Source organism: Telluria aromaticivorans (assembly GCF_013003915.1).
Lineage (GTDB): Bacteria > Pseudomonadota > Gammaproteobacteria > Burkholderiales > Burkholderiaceae_D > Telluria > Telluria aromaticivorans.
Genome location: NZ_JABAIV010000003.1, coordinates 337,711 through 357,766, shown reverse-complemented (window position 1 = coordinate 357,766; position 20,056 = coordinate 337,711). Strand labels below are relative to the sequence as shown.

Sequence of the window (20,056 nt, the reverse complement as noted above, 5' to 3'; positions counted from 1 at the left end):
TTTCGTAGGGTGGGCGGGTCTCCCGCCCGCGCGTTCAACGCACGGCGGCGGACCACAACAAGAGGAATTCACATGAAATTCACGACGCATCACATCGCCGCATTCATCGCCGCCGCTACCCTGGCCCTGCCGGGCGCCGCCCAGGCCAGCGCCCTCGACCAATTCAAATCCTTCGTCTCCACCACTAAATCCGCCAAAGGCGAATTCACCCAGCAACAGCTGACGAAATCCAAAACCGGCAAGGCCGCCCCGGTCTCCAGCGGCAGCTTCGTGTTCGCCCGTCCCGGCAAATTCATCTGGACCTACCAGAAGCCCTACGACCAGCTGCTGCAGGCCGACGGCGACCAGCTCTACATCTACGACAAGGACCTGAACCAGGTCACCGTGCGCAAACTCGGCAACGCCCTGGGTTCGTCCCCGGCCGCGATCCTGTTCGGCAGTAACGACCTGGAGAAGAACTTCACGCTGTCGGAGGCGGGCGAGCGTGACGGCGCCGAATGGCTGAACGCGGTACCGAAGACGAAGGACACGACCTTCGAGCAGATCGGCATCGGATTGAGGGGCGGGGTGCCAGTGGCGATGGAGCTGAAGGACCAGTTTGGCCAGGTGTCGGTGCTGAAGTTCTCGAACTTCCAGCGCAACCCGGCGCTGGGGGCGCAGCAGTTCAAGTTCGAGGTGCCTAAAGGCGCTGACGTCGTAAAGCAGTAAGGTTAGCGGCTGCGGCGCCAACTTGGAGGAAATCATGCCGGTGGCATGATTTGCGCCTTCGCCGGGATGACGTCGATAAGAGATAGAGGTAATCGTAAACTGCGACTTCTAATCCGTCGTACGCGCCATTGGCGCCTACGACTTCCGGCGAAGGCCGGAACCTAAGTTGCGCGTAAACCGCGAACGCGTCCTTGCACCTCGTACCGCCCTCCAAACGCCTATCGTTTACACTAGGCGCATGCACACTCACCAGCTCCTCACACCCTTCCAACTGACTGCCGGAGCGCGTCATGGATGACCTGTTCAAGACCGAACCTTCGCCGCCGCTGGCCGAAGCCCTGCGCCCGCGCACCATCGATGAAGTCATCGGCCAGAGCCACCTGCTCGGCCCAGGCAAGCCGCTGAACCTGGTGTTCAAGTCGGGCAAGCCGCATTCGATGATCCTGTGGGGGCCGCCCGGCGTGGGCAAGACCACGCTGGCGCGCCTGACCGCCTACGCCTTCGAGTGCGAATTCATTGCGCTGTCGGCGGTGCTTTCAGGCGTGAAGGACATCCGCGCCTCGGTCGAACAGGCCGAACATTACCTCCAGCAGGGCAAGCACACGATCCTGTTCATCGACGAGATCCACCGCTTCAACAAGTCGCAGCAGGACGCCTTGCTGCCTTTCGTGGAATCGGGCCTGGTGACGCTGATCGGCGCGACCACCGAGAATCCTTCGTTCGAAGTGAATTCCGCGCTGCTGTCGCGCTCCCAGGTGTATGTGCTCAAGGCCCTCAGCGACGACGAGATGCGCCTGCTGCTGGGGCGCGCCCAGGAGCGCGTGCTGCAGCACCTGAAGTTCGACGAGGTCGCGATCGACACGCTGGTCGGCTATGCCGACGGCGATGCGCGCCGCTTCCTGAATTTACTGGAGCAGACCAAGACCTCGGCCGAGACGTCAAGCATCACCACGATCACCGCCGAATTCGTCGAGAACGCGCTGACGCTGAATGCGCGCCGCTTCGACAAGGGCGGCGACAATTTCTACGACCAGATCTCGGCCCTGCACAAGTCGGTGCGCGGCTCGCATCCGGATGCGGCGCTGTACTGGCTGTGCCGCATGCTCGATGGCGGCGCCGACGCCAAATACCTGTCGCGCCGCATCGTGCGCATGGCCTGGGAAGACATCGGCCTGGCCGACCCGCGCGCGCTGCAGGTGGCCAACGATGCGGCCACCACCTACGAGCGCCTCGGCTCGCCGGAAGGGGAGCTGGCGCTGGGGCAGGCGGTGGTCTACCTGGCGATTGCGGCCAAGAGCAATGCCGGCTATAACGCCTTCAATGCGGCGATGGCCTTCATCAAGAAGGACAAGTCGCGCGAGGTGCCGGTCCACCTGCGCAATGCGCCGACCAAGCTGATGAAGGAGCTCGGCTACGGCCACGAATACCGCTACGCCCACGACGAGCCGCATGCGTATGCGGCGGGCGAAACCTATTTGCCGGACGGGATGCGCGAACCGGGCTGGTACCAGCCTGTGCCGCGCGGGGTGGAAGCGAAGATTGCGGAGAAGCTGGCCTTCCTGCGCAGCCTCGATGACGAAGCCTAGAGCGCCCGACAAAACCCTGAGGGCAAGGGATGCGGCCCCCCGACGCATCGTCGAAGACAGTACGCGAGTACGGCGAGACGATGCAACGCGGCCATCGGGGGAATTGTCGGGCGCTCTTAGCTTCCCTTGGCGGCCTTGAGCATGAGGCCGGATAATTCATCGAAATAGGCCAGCGCCGCCGGGGTCAGGTCGACCTGCTTGCGGCGGCTGTCTTCGGTATCGCCCAGCACCAGCCAGCCCTTCTTGCGCATCGAGGTGATGCGCGCGTGGATCGTCGCCGGCGCACCCAATCCGTCCTGGCCCATCAGGTCGCGCACGCTCAGGCGTTCTTCGAGCTGGCGCGCGCGGCCGACCACGGCCAGGATGCGCTCCTCGAGCGGGTCGAGCGGCGGTAGCGCGGGCAGGGCGCGCAAGGCGTCCATCAAATTCAGGAAGCGCAGGTAGATGTCGGCTGGACGGGGCGACTTGCTCATGGCAGCGGCGTATCGATAGACATAGCTTATTGCTCGATAAATAAGAGTAACTGATATAATGCTTTGATATATTAGATAGGCTTATTCTACCCTGTCATGTCCGGCTTCCCTTTGAAATTTGCCATGAGTGCCGGCACTGCGCTGCTTTTCCTTGGCACGATCGCCCTTAACGAACTCCTGTTCAAGTGGCTGGAATTCGCCCATGGCATCAGCTGGATTTACCTGCCTGCCGGGGTGCGCCTGTTGTGCATCCTGCTGTTTGCGGAAGCGGGCGCGATCGGCATCCTGGTTGCCTCCTGGCTGATCTGCTTTTTCCATTTCTTCCCGAACGACCCGATCCGTTCCTTCGCCGGCGGCATCCTCGCCGCACTCGCGCCCTACCTCACCTATCGCCTGCTGGTTGCCGGTCGCGTCGGCCCTTCGCTGGCCGGACTCGGGCCGTGGCGCCTGCTCGGCTGCGCACTGGCCTTTTCGATCGCCAGCCCGCTGTTGCATCACATCTGGTTCGCCCTGCAGGGCCAGCGTGAAGGCTTGCTGCACGGCTTTTTCGTCATGGCCAGCGGCGACCTGATCGGCACGATCGTCGTGCTGTACACCGCAAAACTCATCCTTTCCATGCGCCAGCAATAACTTTGCTGCTGAGTAGGCAATATTTCTTTACAGAAAAATAAAAGCTCGGTAGGATCTGATCTCGTTTTTGCAACGTTCTAGAAATCATAACGATAAAGGATGTTCCATGCACTCGAGATCAATCTTCCTCACGGGCGGGCTGCTGGCGCTGTGCGCCGCCATGCCCTTGCTGTCCGGCTGCGAGGACGCGCGCGAAAGCCTGGCCTCGGCCATCAAGCCTGCCGGCGCAGCTGAGGTCGCGACCGCACTGCGCCAGCAGATCGCGCAAGGGAAATTTGCCGAAGCCAGCGCCCAGGGCGCGCGCTTCCTGGAAGACAAGCAGGATACGGCCGGGGTAGTGGCCTGGGAGACGGCCAAGGCCAGTGCCCAGGCCGGCAAGGCCGACGACGCCATCCGCTATGCAGGCTTGGCGGTCAAGGGCGGCACGGTCTCCGGCGTCGACCTGATGGCCGAGCCGCTGCTCGACCCGGTGCGCACCGATATCCGTTTCGTGGCGCTCGCCGCCGGCGGCGCGGATGGCGCGGTCCAAGCGCCTGCGGCCGCTTCAGCCACCCCTTCGGCCGCGGCCGAAGCCAGCATCGACGCGTCCGGCGTCAAGGCCAGCGCCGGCGACGTGTCGGTCCAGCTTCCCGAGTAAATCCCGCTTCACTTCACTCCAGATAACATGAAAAAGACTCTCCTGCTGTCGGCGCTGCTTGCGCTCGGCTCTATCGGCGCCACCGGCACCGCCGCGGCCGAAACCTTCTCCGCCAACGGCGTCAAGGAACTCAGCATCAAGGCCAGCGGCGACCTGGTCAACGCGCGCCGCATCGCACGCGAACAGGCCGAACTGGCAGCCGTCGCCAGCGTCCTGCGCCTGAAACTCAGCGCCAACCCGAACGACCCGAAGGTGAAGAATGCGCTGGCCGAACTGCGTACCCAGCTGGCCGACAACCTGCGCACCAGCTTCAATGCCGAAGGCGACATCCTGACCGCGCGCTCCACCCTGCAGGTCGATTCTAGCGTCTTCCTCGACATGACCCGCTCGCTGGAGCTGGGCTCGAAGATGGCCGTCAGCAGCGCCAAGGTGCTGTTCCTGATCGACGAATACTACGGCGTCGGCACCAAACTAGACCCGTCGCAGCCGCTGGTCACCGAGATCGACTACTCGCACGACAAGAGCTCGATGTCGGACCGTTCGTCTTCGGTCTCGAGCTCGCGCAGCGCCGCCAGCAGCTCGGCCAGCGCGGCCAAGGGCAGCTTCGCCGCCGCATCGAGCGACAAATCGGCCTTTGCCGCCAGCTCGGCTGCATCAAGCGCCGGGCGCGACCGCGCTTCCTTCTCCGGTTCCGACAAAGCCTCGTTCAGCGGCTCCGACCGCGGCGCGGCCGCCATGCAGGACGGCTACGGCGGCTCGGCTGCCGCCGCGCGCAACGTGCAGGCCAGCGGCTCGCGCGACACCCAGGTGGCCGGCGCCCGCGACACCCAGTTCGCGGCTGCCCAGAAGTCGTCCGCCGCCGGCAGCTCGTCGTCGCAGGCCGCCGTCAGCGCCAGCCATTCCAGCGCCAGCGCCGCCAAGTCCAGCAGCGCGGCCAGCTATGCCGAGAAGAACAACGACGTCCAGCGCCAGAACGACGTGGTCAACCTGAAAGTGAAGCAGGTCTTCGCCGGCATCGACAACGCCAAGCCGGCCGACCTTGAAGCCTCGCTGATCAACCAGAAGCTGCAGCAGGTGGTGGGCGAGTTCGACCTGGCGGTCACCGACGAACGCGACTTCCGCGTCGAGAACGGCCGCCGCCTGACCGTCTCCGACATCACCCGCATGCAGAAATTCGACAGCTACCTGAAGAAAGCATCGAGCGGCAGCTACAAGGCCAAATACCTGGTCTACGGCCAGGCCGTGATGCAGTCCGAAGGCAGCTCGCCGAGCGGCGAGGTGCTGTGCTCGGGCCAGCTGGCCCTGAGTTCGGCCGACGTCGACACCGGCGACAGCTTCGCGAAGGGCACCATCGGCAAGCGCGCTTCCGGTTCGAGCGACCAGAACTGCCGCGCCAACCTGGCCGATGCCCTGGCGCGCTCGCTGGCCGAAACCATCGGCACCAAGGCGCGGCGCGACCTGCAGCAGGCCAGCGCGCAGGGCAGTCCCTACGTGGTCTCGGTATACAGCGCCCAGCGCATCCCGGGCAAGCTGCGCCGCGATTTCGAGGCGCGCATCAAGGAGATGACCGGCGTCGTGGAATTCGGCGAGGGCGACAATGCGTCGGCCGAGCTGTACAGCTGGAAGGTGACCGCCAAGGGCAATTTCGGCACCCAGGTCAACGACCTGGTGGACGAATACATCGAAGCGGACAACAGCGCCTTCCGTGGCGGACGTTATGAGCGCCGCGGTAACCGCCTGCTGTTCTGCCTCGACGGCAAGTGCCCGGAGCAGATCTGATGCGGCGTTTGCTGATCGCAGCCATGGTGGCGGGCCTCGGTGCGGCGCTGCCTACCCAGGCCGCCTCGTTCTACCTGTTCCCCGTGCAGGAAATCGAAGGCATGTCGCCGGAGGGGCGCCAGGCCCGTTCGCTGCTAGACCCGAAGCTGATGGCGCGCCTGTTCGACGACACGGCCGGCCAGGCCGCACAGGCCGCGTTGATCGCGCGCTTCGTCGGCCAGCTCGGGCAAGCCTACCCGGCGTCGATCATCCATGCCAGGCAGGTCGCCGACATCAAGGTCGGCAGCGGCCACCGCTTCATCAACGACAGCAGCCTGCAGTGCAAGACGGCGCCCTCGTTTGCCGTGGCCGACACCTATGCGGTCCTGCTGGGCATCACCCGCGCCTCGCTGTACGAGGTGGCGCGCGGCGACAATGTCGAAGTGCTGGTGCCGGTGACCCTGAGCCTGCAATTCGTGAGGCCAAGCCTGGCCAAGGTGGTCTACACGATGAGCGAAACCGTGTACACGCCGTTTCGCTTCAGCCGCGCCGAATACGCCTCCGGCGCGATGGACGCGACCATGCGCGCGGAGGTCCTCAGGAATATCGCAGCCCAGGTCGACACCCTGGTCGCCGCTGCCAGCGCCGCCTTCGACCCGAAGGCCACGGCCGTGAAACTGGTCGACAGGGACGGCAAGTTCCTGGTGGCCGACCGCGGCGTGGAAGCCGGCTTCGTCAAGGGCGAACAGGTCGAAGCCCAGGCGCCAGACGGCAAGACCAGCATCTTCGACGTGCTGTACGCCGACAGCGGCTATGCCGTGCTGCGCACCGCGATGGGCAGCGCTTCCGCCGGCGACACCCTGCAATTCACCTTCGAAGGCACCGGCGACGACAGCCGCAAGCCGCGCCTGCTGCCGGTGGTTGGCAAGGACGATGCAGCGTCGAACGCGGTGGCCGATATCTTCGGGCGCGCGATCGGCTTCAAGGCCTCGTTCCAGCTCAGCCCCGTGGACGTGCACTTCAGGCAAACCAGGCAGCTGATCACGCGCTCGGCCAATTGCGTCGACTGGAACAAGCTGCCGAGCATGGCCGAAGCCTCCGGTATCCGCACCGACCCGCCGGACTTCTTCCTGCGCTTCACGCCGGTGGCCACGCCGAGCGTCACGCTGAGCGGCACGCTTGGGACCAAGACCGAAGAGCGCTTCCATACCCTGGTCAGCGCCCAGGTGGTGGACCGCTTCGGCAAGGTGGTGTTCTCGGAGCTGGGCGACGACGACTACAGCATCGAGCGCGTAAAGGGCAGCGGCCTGGATGCGACCCAGGCGCGTGAGATCTCCCTGAAGAACGCTACGGCGAAGCTGGCGCAGAACTTCCTGGCCAACGTGCGCTTCACGCCGCGCGACCTGCGCATCGCGAAGGTCGATGCAGGCCGCATCTGGGTCGAAGGCATGGGCGGCACGCCAGGCCAGCGCCCGAGCTTCAACGTGCTGCACCAGCTAGCGGCCAAGGTGCACGGCAAGCCCGCGCTGCTCGACCTCGACGTGGCCAGCGGCAGCCTCGATCCGGTAGGCGAGGGCGCCTTGGTGGGCTTGTCGTACTCCGCCACCAACCCGGCGCTGCCGAAACCCCAGCGCGGCGACATCCTGCGGGTACTCGACCAGCCCCTGCCGGGCGCGGCGCCGGTGATCGATTGCGCCGAACCGGTCTACGTCGGCCAGAACAGCGTGGCCGAAGCCGCGTATGCGGCGCCGCTGGTGCGCCATGCGCTGTACCGCTCGCGCAAGCATGCGGGACACCTGGGCGACCCGGCCTTCTATGGCGATGCGAACGTGCTGCTCGAGGCGGGCATGTTCGACACCCGCCTGCAGCCGCCGGCGATTGCGCAATGCGTGCAGCCGGGCTATGTGATCCGCGAGGAAGCTGCTAGTTGCGAAGGCGAAGCCTGCAAGGCGACCGTCACGCTCGGCCTGGTGGCGCGCTTCAAGAGCGGCGCCGACGTCACGAAAACCGTGACCTCGGGCCTGCGGACCGAATTCAGTGGCATGCCCGCATCAAGCAAGGCGGCGTACTACGGATACAAGGAGCTGGGTAATGGACTGTCGATGCAGCCCGACCTGCTCAAGAAACTCGATAACTAAAACAGAAAGTCCTGAAAAATGAAAAAAATTGCACAAGCGGTGATGGTGGCGGCATGCCTGACTAGCGCCGGCGCGGCGCACGCGCAGCTGGGTGGCCTCGGCGGCCTGCTGAGCGCAGCCAAGGGCGGTGGCGGTGGCGGCGACATCAGCGCGGATGTGAGCACCTTCGTGACCCAGAGCGCGGCGCTGAGCCAGCTCACCGGCCGTTCGGTCATTGCGATCAAGCTGGCCTTCGACAATGCCGAGCAGCGCGCCCTGACCAAGGCCGAGCTGGACGCCATCGAGAAGCTGACCGACACCAAGGAGCGCGACGCACGCCGCGCCAAGCTGGTCGAGTCGGCATCGGCCGAAGCCAAGCGCCTCTACGATTCGGGCGAGATGAAGAACAAGATGACCACGCTCGACAGCGCCAGCAAGAAGCAGGTCGGCGACGCGCTGCTGAACTACGGCATCGGCGCCCTGCAGGCGGTCGCGTTGACCAGGACCGGCCAGTCGCTGATCGCCAAGGCCAGCGCCAACCCGATGACCCTGCCGCAGATCCTGCCGGTCAAGGATTCGCTGCCGCTGCTGGGCAAGGTCGTGACCGATTCGGGTGGCTTCATGGCCGGCGTGATCAAGCTGGCGCAGGGCGCCAAGATCGACGTGCCGACCCCGAAGGCCGATTCGAAAGCGGTCGACCTGGCCTTCTAAGCGTCCGGTATAAAGCGGCTGCCAGCACCCGGCGAGGGCCGCCGGCAGCCGCTGCCCTGGCCGTATGCCGGCGAACGTCGGCGTACATGCGGGCTTCGTCGGCCGGTCCGCGATTAGTGCATTCTGGGCCATGTTTTCCGCGCTTCGTCGCAAGCCGGTGGCGCCTGACTGGGGCGATCGATAAAGTTCAAGCATACCGAACCACTTATCGCATCAATCAACCCCAGGAGCACACCATGAACATCCGTAAAAACTTCGAAGCCATCTTCCTGAGCGCCGCCGCACTGGGCCTGGCCGCCAGCTACGCCACCGCCGCTGCACGTCCGGTCGAGATCGTGAAAGCGCCGACCGCGATCCTGGTGGATTCGACGATGCACGTGGTTGTCGTCAAGGCGCCGCGCCTCACCGTCGCCCAGAAAGCCGGCCTGAACTAATGCAGCAAAGGGCTGGCGGGCGGCCCGGCAGAACGGATCTGGAATCGTTCGCCAAATCTCGTTGGTAAAGGCTGTCGGCTTGGTACAATTGTGTTTTCGACATACGCAAGCCCAACCCGACATGATTGACATCCAACTTCTCCGCAAAGACATCGACAAGGTCGCCGCGCGACTGGCGACCCGCAAGTTCCAGCTCGACGTGGCTGCCTTCAACGCCCTCGAAGCCGAACGCAAGGCGATCCAGACGCGCACCGAAGAACTGCAGGGCAAGCGCAACTCGCTGTCCAAGCAGATCGGCATGATGAAGGGCAAGGGCGAGGACACCACGGCCGTGATGGCGGACGTGGCCGGCCTGGGCGATGAGCTCAAGGCCAACGAAGCGGCCCTCGCCGAAGTGCAGGCGAAGATGGCGCGTTTCATCGAAGCCGTGCCGAACCTGCCGCACGAGAGCGCGCCGCAGGGCCTTGATGAAACGGGCAATGTCGAAGTGCGCAAGGTCGGTACCCCGGGCAGCTTCGACTTCGAAGTAAAAGACCACGTCGACATCGGCGAAAAGCTGGGCCTGGACTTCGAGACCGCGACCAAGCTGACCGGCTCGCGCTTCTCGATGATGAAGGGCGGCATGGCGCGCCTGCACCGTGCGCTGGCCCAGTACATGCTGGACACCCACACTAGCCGGCACGGTTATACCGAGTGCTACACCCCCTACATGGTCAACGCCGATTCGCTGCGCGGCACCGGCCAGCTGCCGAAATTCGAAGCCGATTTGTTCTCGGTGAAGAAGGGCGGCGTCGAGGGCGAAGGCGAGACCTTCTACCTGATCCCGACCTCGGAAGTTTCGCTGACCAACGTCGTGCGCGACGAGATCGTGGCGCTGGACGAGCTGCCGCTGAAGATGACCGCGCACACCCCATGCTTCCGCTCGGAAGCCGGCAGTTACGGCCGCGACACCCGCGGCATGATCCGCCAGCACCAGTTCGACAAGGTCGAGCTGGTACAGGTGGTGCATCCGGAACAGTCGTACGTGGCGCTGGAAGAGATGGTCGGCCAGGCCGAATTCATCCTGACCTCGCTCGGCCTGCCTTACCGCGTCATGCTGCTGTGCACCGGCGACATGGGCTTCTCGGCCGCCAAGACCTATGACCTGGAAGTGTGGCTGCCGGCACAGAACACCTATCGCGAGATTTCGTCGCTGTCGAACTGCGAAGCCTTCCAGTCGCGCCGCATGCAGGCCAGGTTCCGCAACGCGGCCGGCAAGCCGGAGCTGGTGCATACGCTGAACGGTTCGGGCCTGGCGGTGGGGCGTACGCTGGTGGCAGTGCTGGAGAATTACCAGCAGGCGGATGGCAGCGTGGTGATTCCGGAAGTGCTGCGGCCGTATATGGGTGGGCTGGAGCGTCTCTCGGCGGCCTGACGCGGACAGGGCAAGTTTTGCGTGGCAGCTGAATTTGCTCTTCCGTTTTTGCAAGGGGCTCGCTATAATGCGTGTCTTGCAGCGACCGCAACACCGATTTTGGAGAGGTGGCAGAGTGGTCGAATGTACCTGACTCGAAATCAGGCGTACGTTAAATCGTACCGTGGGTTCGAATCCCACCCTCTCCGCCAGTAAACAAAAAGGGCTCCCTCGGGAGCCCTTTTTGTTTACTGGCGGAGAGGAGTAAGCCGCCTGCGCGGCTTACGCGTGGGATTCGAAGCCGTGCGCATACTTGCGCACGGGCGGCCTGCGGCACGTAGGCGAATCCCACCCTCCCCAGACTCCCGCAGGGAGCCTCATTCTGGCTCTTGCAGTAGAGGCCTGAAATATCCTTTCATATGTCGCACTCAGGTGAAATTTTCTTTCACCCTCATGTGCAAGTCAGCTTTCGAGAAAATTTACTTCTCGTACTTTTTCCTCTTCCATGAAATTCGATCCTTCGCTATAATTCGGCCTCGCTTACAGCGACCGCAACACCGTTTCAGGAGAGGTGGCAGAGTGGTCGAATGTACCTGACTCGAAATCAGGCGTACGTTAAATCGTACCGTGGGTTCGAATCCCACCCTCTCCGCCAGTAGTAATAAAAAAGCTCCCGCATGGGAGCTTTTTTATTGCGTACGCGGAAGGAGGGAGCCGTCTGCATGGCTTCCGAGTGGAATTCGAAGCCGTGCGCATACTTGCGCACGGGTGGCCTGCGGAACGTAGGCGAATCCCACCCTCTCCGCCAAGTCGTAACGAAAAGGCTCCCACCGGGAGCCTTTTTCGTTTCCGGACACATCTCACCTTTCGCTACACATACAAAAAACCATCCGATGTGATGGCTTTTCCCGTTTCGTGTTGCAATGATGGCTTTCCGACAGGTAGGCTTGCATGCAGGCGCCAGGCCGCTGCCGCACACGAGAACAAAAGGAGACAAGATGAGCACGGAATCCAGCAACGACGAATCCCGCGACACCCAGCTGCGCGCAGACGCGCTCGAGTACCACCGCAGCCCGACCCGCGGCAAGATCGAGGTGGTTGCCACCAAGCCGCTGTCGAACCAGCGCGACCTGTCGCTGGCCTATTCGCCGGGTGTGGCCTATGCCTGCGAAGAAATCGCCGCCGATCCGAACATGGCCGCCGAGTACACCTCGCGCGCCAACCTGGTGGCCGTGATCACCAACGGCACCGCCGTGCTGGGCCTCGGTAACATCGGGCCGCTGGCCTCCAAGCCCGTCATGGAAGGCAAGGGCTGCCTGTTCAAGAAATTCGCCGGGGTCGACGTGTTCGACCTGGAGCTGGACGAGATGGATCCGGACAAGCTGGTCGACGCGATCGCCATGCTGGAACCCACCGTCGGCGGCATCAACCTGGAAGACATCAAGGCGCCCGAATGCTTCTACATCGAGAAGAAGCTGCGCGAGCGCATGAACATCCCGGTCTTCCACGACGACCAGCACGGCACCGCGATCATCTCCACCGCGGCGCTCCTGAATGCGCTCAAGGTCGTCAGGAAGGACATCGGCCAGATCAAGCTGTGCGCTTCCGGCGCCGGCGCGGCTGCGATTGCCTGCCTCGACATGATGGTGCTGCTCGGCGTGAAGCGCGAGAACATCTTCGTCACCGATTCCAGGGGCGTCATCTACCTTGGTCGCGAGGCCAACATGGAAGCCAACAAGGCGCGCTATGCCCAGGCCACCGATGCGCGCACGCTTTCCGACATCATGCACGGCGCCGACGTCTTCCTCGGGTGTTCGACCGCGGGCGTGCTCACCGGCGAGATGGTCAAGTCCATGGCGAACCAGCCGGTGATCCTGGCGCTGGCCAACCCGGAGCCGGAAATCCGCCCGGAAGTGGCGCGCGCCGCGCGGCCCGACTGCATCATCGCCACCGGCCGTTCGGATTACCCGAACCAGGTGAACAACGTGCTGTGCTTCCCCTACATCTTCCGCGGCGCCCTGGATTGCGGCGCAACCCGCATCACCGACGAGATGAAGCTGGCCTGCGTGACGGCGATCGCCGAACTGGCCGAAGCCGAAGCCAGCGACGTCGTGGCCTCGGCCTACGAAGGCCAGGACCTGAACTTCGGGCCCGAATACATCATCCCGAAACCCTTCGACCCGCGCCTGCTGGCGGCGATTGCGCCGCGCGTGGCACAAGCGGCCGCGGACTCCGGCGTCGCGGCGCGCCCGATACTTGATATGGCGGCCTACCGCGACAAGCTGGCCCAGATGATCTACCACACCGGCTTCTTCATGAAGCCGGTCTTCACCAAGGCCAAGGCCAGGGCGCGCCGGGTCGCCTATGCGGAGGGCAGCGACCGCCGCGTGCTGCGCGCGGTGCAGACCGTGGTCGACGAAGGCATTGCGCGGCCGGTCCTGATCGGCGAGCGGGCCAAGGTCGAGCGAGCCATCAAGGACGCAGGCCTGCGGCTGCAGGCGGACAGCGACTACACGCTGGTCGAGCTCGAGGGCGACGCGACGCTGCAGGGCGCGCGCCTGCTGAAATCCGGCGAGGTCGATGCCCTCATCTGCGGCATGCAGGGCAGCTATGACAGTCACCTGGTGCATGTGCAGGAGGAAATCGGCACCGCACCGGGTGTCGGGGTGCTGGCGGCGATGAATGCGCTGGTGCTCGACAAGTACACGCTGTTCATCACCGATACCTATGTGAATGACCAGCCGACTGCGCCGGAGCTGGCGGAAATCGCGCGCCTCGGCGCGGCCATGCTGCGCCAGTTCGGGCTCGAGCCACGGGTGGCGCTGCTGTCGCATTCCTCGCTCGGCTCGTCGCAGCGGCCCTCGGCGCGCCGCATGCGCGAAGCGCGCGAATTGCTGAAGGCATCCGCGCCGGACCTGTCGGTGATCGGCGAGATCCATGGCGACGCCGCGCTGTCCGAAGAGATCCGCGACATCTACAAGATCGAGGACGGCTTCGCCGGCAGCGCCAACCTGCTGGTGATGCCGTCGCTGGATGCCGCCAATATCCTGTTCAACGTGCTCAAGGTTGCGGCGGGCAAGGGCGTCACCGTCGGGCCGATCCTGCTCGGTGCGGCCAGGCCGGTGCACATCCTCAGCCCGAGTGCGACGGTGCGGCGGATCGTCAACATGACGGCGCTGGCTGCGGCGGCCGTGGAGTGATCCGGCAAGCCGCGGGCAAGGCCGCGGCGCGGTTCATCCGCCGTGCGGCAGCCCAAGATTGCGGTTGGCCGGCACGGCCACGTCGATCAGTTTCGGGCGGGGCAGGTCGAGCTGGTCCATGAGCCTGGCGAAATCGGCACGGCTGCGGCCGGCCAGTCGCGCGTTATGGCGCTTTTCCCAGCCGATGGTCGATACCGACTGGCCCTGGTAGTCGTGGCCCGGCCACACGCGGGTGTCGTCCGGCAGCGTGAACAACTTGCCGGTGACGCTGTCGTACAGCGCCTGCGCGCTGCCGCCCTGGAAGTCGGTGCGCCCGCAGCCGTCGATCAGCAGGGCGTCGCCGGTGAACACGTTGCGGCGCCACGCATAGCTCATGCTGCCCGCAGTGTGTCCCGGCGTGTGCAGCACCCGGATCTCTTCGCCGGGGCCGAAGCGCAGCACCTCGCCATCCTGCAGTTGCAGCTCGGCCGGTGCGATGCCGCAGCCGCCGGGGACTGCGGCGAGGGCGCCGGTCATCTCGCACAGCTTGCCGGCCGAGGTGACATGGTCGGCATGCGCGTGGGTTTCCAGCACCAGCCGCAGCTTCAAGCCCAGGCGCTCGAGATGGCGCAGGTCGCGCTCCCAGTGGCGTGCGACCGGGTCGATGATGACGGCGTCGGTGTCTCCCGGGGCAGCCAGGATATAAGTAAAGGTCGACGATTCGGTGTCGAACAGCTGGATCGGATTGGTCGTCATTGCGTTCCCCAAAAATGCACTGCGTTGTCCCTGCAATTCACAGCAAGGCCTTGGCGATCATGCCCGCTGCAACCACGGCCGACACGAGCGCGAACGCCTTCTGGAGCGCGGGCCCGGCTGCCCGGGCGGCGAGCGCGCGGCCGCCCAGCATGCCGGCCAGGGCGCCCGCCGCGAACGGCGCCGCCATGTGCCATTCGATCCCGCCCTGCGCCGCGGCCGCAGCGACACCGCTCGCGGAAATCAGGGCAATCACGGCCAGCGAGGTCGCCACCGCCGACTTGACCGGCAGGTCGGTGTAGCGCTGCAGGGCGGGCAGCATCACGAAGCCGCCCCCGACCCCCAGCAGCCCCGACAGGAGCCCGGCAGCGCCGCCCGACAGGGCCAGCGCGCGGGCGCAGGGGCGGGTCCAGCCGAAGCGGCCGGTCGACGCCATGCGTACGCAGACCGGTGCGCGCGGCGCCTGCGCCGCCGTGGCATTGCGGGCAGCCAGGCGGTAAGTCTTGACGGCTACATACAGCAGGACCAGGGCAAACAACAGGCCCAGCCAGCGGGCGTCGGCCAGGCGCGCCGCCCACAGGCCGAGCGGCGAGAGCAGCATGCCGGCGGCGGCGACCAGGAGGGCGGCGCGATAGCGGACCTGGCCCGCGCGCAGGCCCAGCGCGGCGCCGAGCGCGGCCGCCATCCCGACCGCCAGCAGGCCGATCGGGCCGGCATCGGCAATACCCATGCCGGTGCCGAACACCAGCAGCGGAACGGCCAGGATGCCGCCGCCCGCGCCGGTCAACGCGAGCACCAGGCCAACCAGCAGGCCGAGCAAGGAAACCGTCAGCATCGCGCCCTCCACCATGCTCAGGCCGGCTGGCGCGAGCGGGTCGCAGCGAGCCGTTCGAGCAGCTCGAACAAGCCCATCCCGGCCAGCATGGCGGCGCTGAACACCAGCGGTTCGCGTGCGCCGCTTGCCAGGGAGGCCAGCGCCGGGCCGGGGCAATAGCCTGCCAGGCCCCAGCCGGCGCCGAAGACGAGCGAGCCGAGCACGAGGCGGCGGTCGATCCGGGTCGCCGCCGGCAGGCGCATGGGTTCGCCGAGCAGCGAGCGTTCGCGCCTGGCTGCAAAGCGGAAGGCGACGGCGCCGACCAGGATCGCGCCGCCCATCACCAGGCCGAGCGACGGATCCCAGGATCCTGCGAGGTCGAGGAAGCCGATGACTTTGGCGGGATCGGTCATGCCGGCGACGATCAGGCCGACGCCAAACACCAGGCCGATGATGAGTGCCATGAAGATCTGCATGATGGTTTCCTTATCCGGGCAGGTGACGTACGACGAAGACGGTGGCGAAGCCGGCCAGCATGAAGGCCGCAGTCGCTGCCAGCGAGCGCGGCGACTGGCGCGACAGCCCGCATACCCCATGCCCGCTGGTGCAGCCTGCGCCATAACGGGTGCCGAGGCCGACCAGCAGGCCCGCCGCAACCAGTGTCGGGACATCGGCCGCGACGTTGGCCGCCGGCAGTGCCGCCACCAGGCCATAGGCAAGCGGTGCGCCGGCCAGGCCGAGCAGGAAGGCGACTCGCCACCCGGTGTCCCCGCGTACGGGGCGCAGCAGGCCTCCGAGGATGCCGCTGATGCCGGCGATCCTGCCGTTGAACAGGATGAAGGCCGCGGCGGCGGCGCCGATGAGCAGGCCGCCGGCGAGCGAGCGCCATGGCGTGAAATGGATCCAGTCGATACTCATGCGTGTACTCCTTTCGATGGCAGGCAAAATTGTTCGTACAGCACCTGCATCACGGCCAGCGCTTCGGGACTGTCGATACGGTAGTAGATCTGCTTGCCTTCGCGCCGGGTGCTGACCAGCCGCTCCTCGCGCAGGACGCCGAGTTGCTGGGACAGCGTGGGCTGGCCAATCCCGAGCAGGGTTTCGAGGTCGCTGACGCAATATTCCCCTTGGGTCAACTGGCACAGCAGCATGAGCCGGTCGGGGTTGCCCAGCACTTTGAGCAGAGCGCAGGCCTGCGATGCGGCGGCCCGCATGTCGTGCAGGTCGAGGTGGAGTGGAGTAGACATGGATGCCCTTTCGATCTGGTGCAGTACATTATATCGATATACAATATATTTTTCAATATAATGAAAAATTCGGCAGGGACGGGTGAATCTTTGATCCAGGATCAAACACACGGAGCTATTAAACGGGGAGTCTGCACAGACTTCGATCATTGTCAAATGCAGGTGCCGCGTATGCTCTCTATTCATCAATGGCGCACGGCCCCCACAGTGCGGTGCGCGCGCTGGCGCATGCGCGCAAGCGGCTGCTGTCCCGGGTGGGCGAGGCCGCCGCAGCGTCGGACCAGGTGTTTCCGACCCTGTTCACGCTGCTGGTCGCGGAGATCGAAACGGCTTTCCGGCACGAGGAAACCCTGATGGAAGCGGCCGGCTACCCCGGCCTGCGCGAGCAGCGCCGCGACAATGCATTGCTGCTGGCGGCCCTGCACCACACTTTGCCGCAGGTCGAGGCGGGAGAGCCTGCCACCGCGCGCGCCGCAGTCGCGGCGCTGCGTCCCCTGTTGTCGCTGCACCGGTTCAGCGCCCTGCGCGTGCTGGCGACGGCGCAGCGCACCTTGCTCGCGCACCGGCACGGACGCGCCGCCGGCGCCGCGCGCGCCGGGACAGGCAGGGAGCGCGTGCGATGAGCTACAAGACGATCGTCGTGCACGCCGACCTGTCGCGCCATGCTCCTGCACGCATCGGCATCGCCGCCCAGCTGGCCAAGGCGCACGATGCGCACCTGGTCGGCGTCGCCGCCACCGGTGTCTCGCGCGAAGTGTTCCCGCATGGTTACCATGCCGCCGCCGGCAGCCTGGAGGCCAGCTATTTCGATCCGTTGCAGCAGAAGGCCAGCCGTGCGCTCGAGCAGTTCAGTGCGCTCGCACAGGCGGCCGGCGTGTCGTTCGACACGCGCCTGGTATGCGACCTCGTCAGCGATGCGCTGGCCAGGCTGGCCCGGTTCAGCGACCTGGTGGTGGTCAGCCAGGATGATGTGGGCGAGGCCCTGAGCGAGACAATCGGGCGGATTCCTGAATACGTGGTGTTCACCTGTGCCAGGCCGGTACTGGTGGTGCCGTGCACGCCGGTCGCGCGCGCGCCCGGACAGCATGTCCTGGTAGCCTGGAACGGCAGCCGCGAAGCCTCGGCCGCACTGCGCGCCTGCATCCCGCTGCTGCAAGGCGCCGCCCGTGTGCGCGTCGTGTCCTTCCACACGACGGACGACATCGACCTGGCCGACGCGCGCCAGCAGGCAGACCTGTCGGCATTCCTTGCGCGCCACGGCGTGCGCGCCGATGTTATCGCCCTGGGCCGTAGCGTGGACGACGGCCATGCCTTGCTGGCCTATGCGGCGCAGGAGGCCGACGACCTGATCGTGATGGGCTGCTACGGCCATTCGCAATTCCGTGAACTGATTCTTGGCGGCACCAGCAGCACCGTCTTGCGCAGCGCTGCAGTGCCGGTCTTGATGGCTCGCTGAGCGCCGCAGCGCACGCCACCCGCAGGAGGCCGTATGCAGATGATGAATGCCGCAGTGTTCGCCGGGCCCGGCCGTATCGTGCTCGACCGCAAGCCGGTGCCGGTCGCCGGCAGGGGGCGCCCGCTCAGGCCTGGCCGTCTTCGATGAAATCGGGCGGCGCGGCTTCGCGCGGATCGCGCAGGAGCAGGACCGGGATCGTGGAATTGGCGAGTACGTACTGGGCGACGCTGCCCGCGAACAGCCGGTTGGCGTCGTTCGGGCCATGGGTGCCGATCACGATCAGGTCGCAGCCGTTTTCTTCAGCCAGTTCGAGAATGGCGGGCCCGGGCGTCGAGGACAGCGGCGTGGCGGTTTCGCAGCTGACCCCGCTGGCGCGGGCGATACGTTCGACCGTCTCGACGTGCGCCTGGGCGGCCTGGCGGGCGCGCTCGAACTCGGCCTGTGCATCGGGCAGCGCGGCACCGGCCCCGCTTGTCGAGAAATGCGGTTGCGCGACCGAGACCGCGACCATGCGCCCGGCGCCTGCATGCGCAAGCAGGGCGCCCATCTGGGCGGCCCTGACGGCCAGGTCGGAGCCATCCGTGGCGACACATACTCTCTCGAGGAACATACGGACTCCGTCTGGATTGGTCGGGGTCCAGCTTACGCGCTTTCAGGCCCGCACGCCCGAATTCGACCAGGAGGGCGCGCCGGTCGGGCAGTGCAAGCCGGCATCCAATGCTGCGCCCGCGGCATGCCGGCAGAGTTATAATTTATCAAGGGTGATCGTACCAAAAGGGGTACGACAGGATTCGCGCCGGTCGGGCCGCCACGCGGCCTGATCACGGCCATCCAGAATGCACACCAGCCTACCCTCCCGCCATCCAGCCACTCCATCGCTTTCCGCTTCCTCCTCGACGGCCCCGGTGCTGCACGGGCGCCATCATGCGCATTGAACAGCGCCTGTCCAGCAGCTTCAAGGAATTCGCCGCATCCGGCAAGGCCGGCGGCGTCGTCTTGATCCTGTGCACGCTCGTGTCGCTGGCGGTCGCCAATTCGCCGCTGGGCCCGTCCTACCTTGGTTTCTGGCACGTGAACGTTGCCGGGCTGAGCGTCGAGCAATGGATCAACGACGCCCTGATGGCGGTGTTCTTCCTGCTGATCGGGCTCGAGCTCGAGCGCGAGTTGCAGAACGGCGAGCTGTCCGACCTGCGCAATGCACTGCTGCCGATCGTGGCGGCGGCGGGCGGCATCGCGCTGCCCGCGCTGGTCCACTTCTGGCTCAACGGCGGCACGCCCACCCAGCCCGGCATGGGCATCCCGATGGCGACCGATATCGCGTTCGCGCTGGGCGTGCTGGCGCTGCTCGGCAGCCGGGTGCCGGCCTCGCTCAAGATCTTCCTCACGGCGCTGGCGGTGATGGACGACCTGGGGGCGATCATCGTCATTGCCGTGTTCTACACGGCCCAGCTGTCGGTCATTTACCTGGCGGGCGCCGCCGCGGTGTTCGGCAGCTTGGTGATGATGAACCGGCGCCTGCGCGTGATGGCACTGTGGCCCTACCTGCTGGGCGGGGCGCTGATGTGGTTCCTGATGCTCAAGTCGGGCGTGCATGCGACCATCGCCGGGGTGCTGCTGGCGTTCGCGATCCCGTATTCGTCCAGCCAGGACGATGGCGCCTCGCCGTCGCACCGCCTCGAGCACGCGCTGCACAAGCCGGTGGCCTTCCTGATCCTGCCGGTGTTTGCTTTGGCCAATACCGGGATCGTGGCCGCCTCCGGCTGGGCCGGCGAGCTGCTGTCGGCCAACAGCCTGGGCATTTTCCTGGGCCTGGTGGCGGGCAAGCCGGCCGGGATCGTCCTGTTCACCTTCGCGGCCGTGCGGCTAGGCCTGTGCCGCCTGCCGCTCGACCTGGCCTGGCGTCATGTAGCCGGCGCCGGCCTGCTCGGCGGGATCGGCTTCACGATGTCGATCTTCATCACCAACCTGGCCTTTGCCGGGCAGCCGGAGCTCATCAATGCGTCGAAGATGGCGATCCTGCTGGCGTCGCTGGCGGCCGGCGTGCTCGGCTTTGCCTGGCTCACGGTGAAGGGTGCGCCGACCGCCATTGATACCGACCCCGACAGCATGGACTTCGAAGCGGACCCGCCAAGTGTGCGCTAGCGCCCGGGACCGCCGATG

At 65.7% G+C, this 20,056-nt stretch carries 20 protein-coding genes and 2 tRNA genes; 15 read left to right on the top strand and 7 right to left on the bottom strand.

What is annotated here, in order from left to right; translation table 11 throughout:
* Positions 1-72: 72 nt before the first annotated feature.
* Both lolA and HGB41_RS10910 read left to right on the top strand, forming a co-directional pair.
* Entirely contained in the window at positions 73-708 is a 636-nt protein-coding gene (lolA, locus tag HGB41_RS10915; RefSeq protein ID WP_171084122.1) for an outer membrane lipoprotein chaperone LolA, read from the top strand.
* 290 nt (positions 709-998) lie between these two features.
* Entirely contained in the window at positions 999-2,294 is a 1,296-nt protein-coding gene (locus HGB41_RS10910; RefSeq protein WP_171084120.1) for a replication-associated recombination protein A, read from the top strand.
* A 116-nt stretch (positions 2,295-2,410) separates the two neighbouring features.
* On the opposite strand, the gene HGB41_RS10905 is transcribed toward HGB41_RS10910, so the two are convergent.
* The gene (locus tag HGB41_RS10905; protein WP_171084118.1) at positions 2,411-2,767 is read right to left on the bottom strand and encodes a winged helix-turn-helix domain-containing protein; all 357 of its coding nucleotides are present in this window, start codon (positions 2,765-2,767) and stop codon (positions 2,411-2,413) included.
* Positions 2,768-2,890: 123 nt separating this feature from the next.
* Between HGB41_RS10905 and HGB41_RS10900 the strand changes: the two genes are divergently transcribed.
* The 10 genes from HGB41_RS10900 to HGB41_RS10855 all read left to right on the top strand — a co-directional run bounded on the left by HGB41_RS10900 (position 2,891) and on the right by HGB41_RS10855 (position 13,647).
* The gene (locus tag HGB41_RS10900; RefSeq protein ID WP_229422969.1) at positions 2,891-3,397 is read left to right on the top strand and encodes a hypothetical protein; all 507 of its coding nucleotides are present in this window, start codon (positions 2,891-2,893) and stop codon (positions 3,395-3,397) included.
* A 106-nt stretch (positions 3,398-3,503) separates the two neighbouring features.
* Positions 3,504-4,034 (top strand): hypothetical protein, encoded by a 531-nt coding sequence (locus HGB41_RS10895; protein WP_171084114.1) that lies wholly within the window; start codon positions 3,504-3,506, stop codon positions 4,032-4,034.
* A gap of 27 nt (positions 4,035-4,061) precedes the next feature.
* Positions 4,062-5,813, top strand: a complete 1,752-nt coding sequence (locus tag HGB41_RS10890; RefSeq protein WP_171084112.1) for a hypothetical protein — start codon at positions 4,062-4,064, stop codon at positions 5,811-5,813.
* The gene (locus HGB41_RS10885; RefSeq protein WP_171084110.1) at positions 5,813-7,930 is read left to right on the top strand and encodes a hypothetical protein; all 2,118 of its coding nucleotides are present in this window, start codon (positions 5,813-5,815) and stop codon (positions 7,928-7,930) included. Before HGB41_RS10890 ends, HGB41_RS10885 begins: the two co-directional genes overlap by 1 nt.
* A gap of 18 nt (positions 7,931-7,948) precedes the next feature.
* Positions 7,949-8,620: a hypothetical protein gene (locus tag HGB41_RS10880; protein WP_171084108.1), complete on the top strand. Its 672-nt coding sequence runs from the start codon at positions 7,949-7,951 to the stop codon at positions 8,618-8,620.
* Between the two features lie 236 nt (positions 8,621-8,856).
* Complete coding sequence (locus HGB41_RS10875) at positions 8,857-9,054, top strand: hypothetical protein (RefSeq protein ID WP_171084107.1); 198 nt, start codon at positions 8,857-8,859, stop codon at positions 9,052-9,054.
* 121 nt (positions 9,055-9,175) lie between these two features.
* Positions 9,176-10,468 carry a serine--tRNA ligase gene (serS, locus tag HGB41_RS10870; protein WP_171084105.1) on the top strand — a complete coding sequence of 431 codons (1,293 nt, stop codon included), beginning with the start codon at positions 9,176-9,178 and terminating at the stop codon, positions 10,466-10,468.
* 101 nt (positions 10,469-10,569) lie between these two features.
* Positions 10,570-10,659: transfer RNA gene (locus HGB41_RS10865), tRNA-Ser, on the top strand.
* Positions 10,660-11,012: 353 nt separating this feature from the next.
* Positions 11,013-11,102, top strand: a tRNA-Ser gene (locus HGB41_RS10860).
* Between the two features lie 343 nt (positions 11,103-11,445).
* Entirely contained in the window at positions 11,446-13,647 is a 2,202-nt protein-coding gene (locus tag HGB41_RS10855) for an NADP-dependent malic enzyme (protein WP_171084104.1), read from the top strand.
* Positions 13,648-13,680: 33 nt separating this feature from the next.
* Here HGB41_RS10855 and HGB41_RS10850 read toward each other — a convergent pair whose 3' ends face one another.
* Genes HGB41_RS10850 through HGB41_RS10830 form a run of 5 tightly spaced genes read right to left on the bottom strand, consistent with a single transcriptional unit; the run spans position 13,681 to position 16,440 of the window.
* Entirely contained in the window at positions 13,681-14,382 is a 702-nt protein-coding gene (locus HGB41_RS10850; protein ID WP_171084102.1) for an MBL fold metallo-hydrolase, read from the bottom strand.
* A 37-nt stretch (positions 14,383-14,419) separates the two neighbouring features.
* Positions 14,420-15,235 carry a TSUP family transporter gene (locus tag HGB41_RS10845; RefSeq protein WP_371868513.1) on the bottom strand — a complete coding sequence of 272 codons (816 nt, stop codon included), beginning with the start codon at positions 15,233-15,235 and terminating at the stop codon, positions 14,420-14,422.
* Positions 15,232-15,669, bottom strand: coding sequence for a YeeE/YedE family protein (locus HGB41_RS10840; RefSeq protein WP_171084098.1), 438 nt, complete (start codon positions 15,667-15,669; stop codon positions 15,232-15,234). Before HGB41_RS10840 ends, HGB41_RS10845 begins: the two co-directional genes overlap by 4 nt.
* Before the next feature lie 10 nt (positions 15,670-15,679).
* On the bottom strand, positions 15,680-16,111 hold the full coding sequence (locus HGB41_RS10835) for a YeeE/YedE family protein (protein ID WP_171084096.1): 432 nt from the start codon (positions 16,109-16,111) through the stop codon (positions 15,680-15,682).
* A complete protein-coding gene (locus HGB41_RS10830) occupies positions 16,108-16,440 on the bottom strand; it encodes an ArsR/SmtB family transcription factor (protein ID WP_171084094.1) in 333 nt (110 codons plus the stop codon). The genes HGB41_RS10835 and HGB41_RS10830 overlap by 4 nt, the downstream gene beginning before the upstream one ends.
* 188 nt (positions 16,441-16,628) lie before the next feature.
* Between HGB41_RS10830 and HGB41_RS10825 the strand changes: the two genes are divergently transcribed.
* Positions 16,629-17,063: a hemerythrin domain-containing protein gene (locus tag HGB41_RS10825; protein ID WP_171084092.1), complete on the top strand. Its 435-nt coding sequence runs from the start codon at positions 16,629-16,631 to the stop codon at positions 17,061-17,063.
* Entirely contained in the window at positions 17,060-17,896 is an 837-nt protein-coding gene (locus tag HGB41_RS10820; protein WP_171084090.1) for a universal stress protein, read from the top strand. Before HGB41_RS10825 ends, HGB41_RS10820 begins: the two co-directional genes overlap by 4 nt.
* Positions 17,897-18,020: 124 nt before the next feature.
* On the opposite strand, the gene HGB41_RS10815 is transcribed toward HGB41_RS10820, so the two are convergent.
* Positions 18,021-18,506: a universal stress protein gene (locus HGB41_RS10815; protein WP_171084088.1), complete on the bottom strand. Its 486-nt coding sequence runs from the start codon at positions 18,504-18,506 to the stop codon at positions 18,021-18,023.
* Positions 18,507-18,820: 314 nt separating this feature from the next.
* On the opposite strand from HGB41_RS10815, the gene nhaA reads away from it, so the two are divergent.
* A complete protein-coding gene (gene nhaA / locus HGB41_RS10810) occupies positions 18,821-20,038 on the top strand; it encodes a Na+/H+ antiporter NhaA (protein WP_171084086.1) in 1,218 nt (405 codons plus the stop codon).
* Positions 20,039-20,056 lie beyond the last annotated feature (18 nt).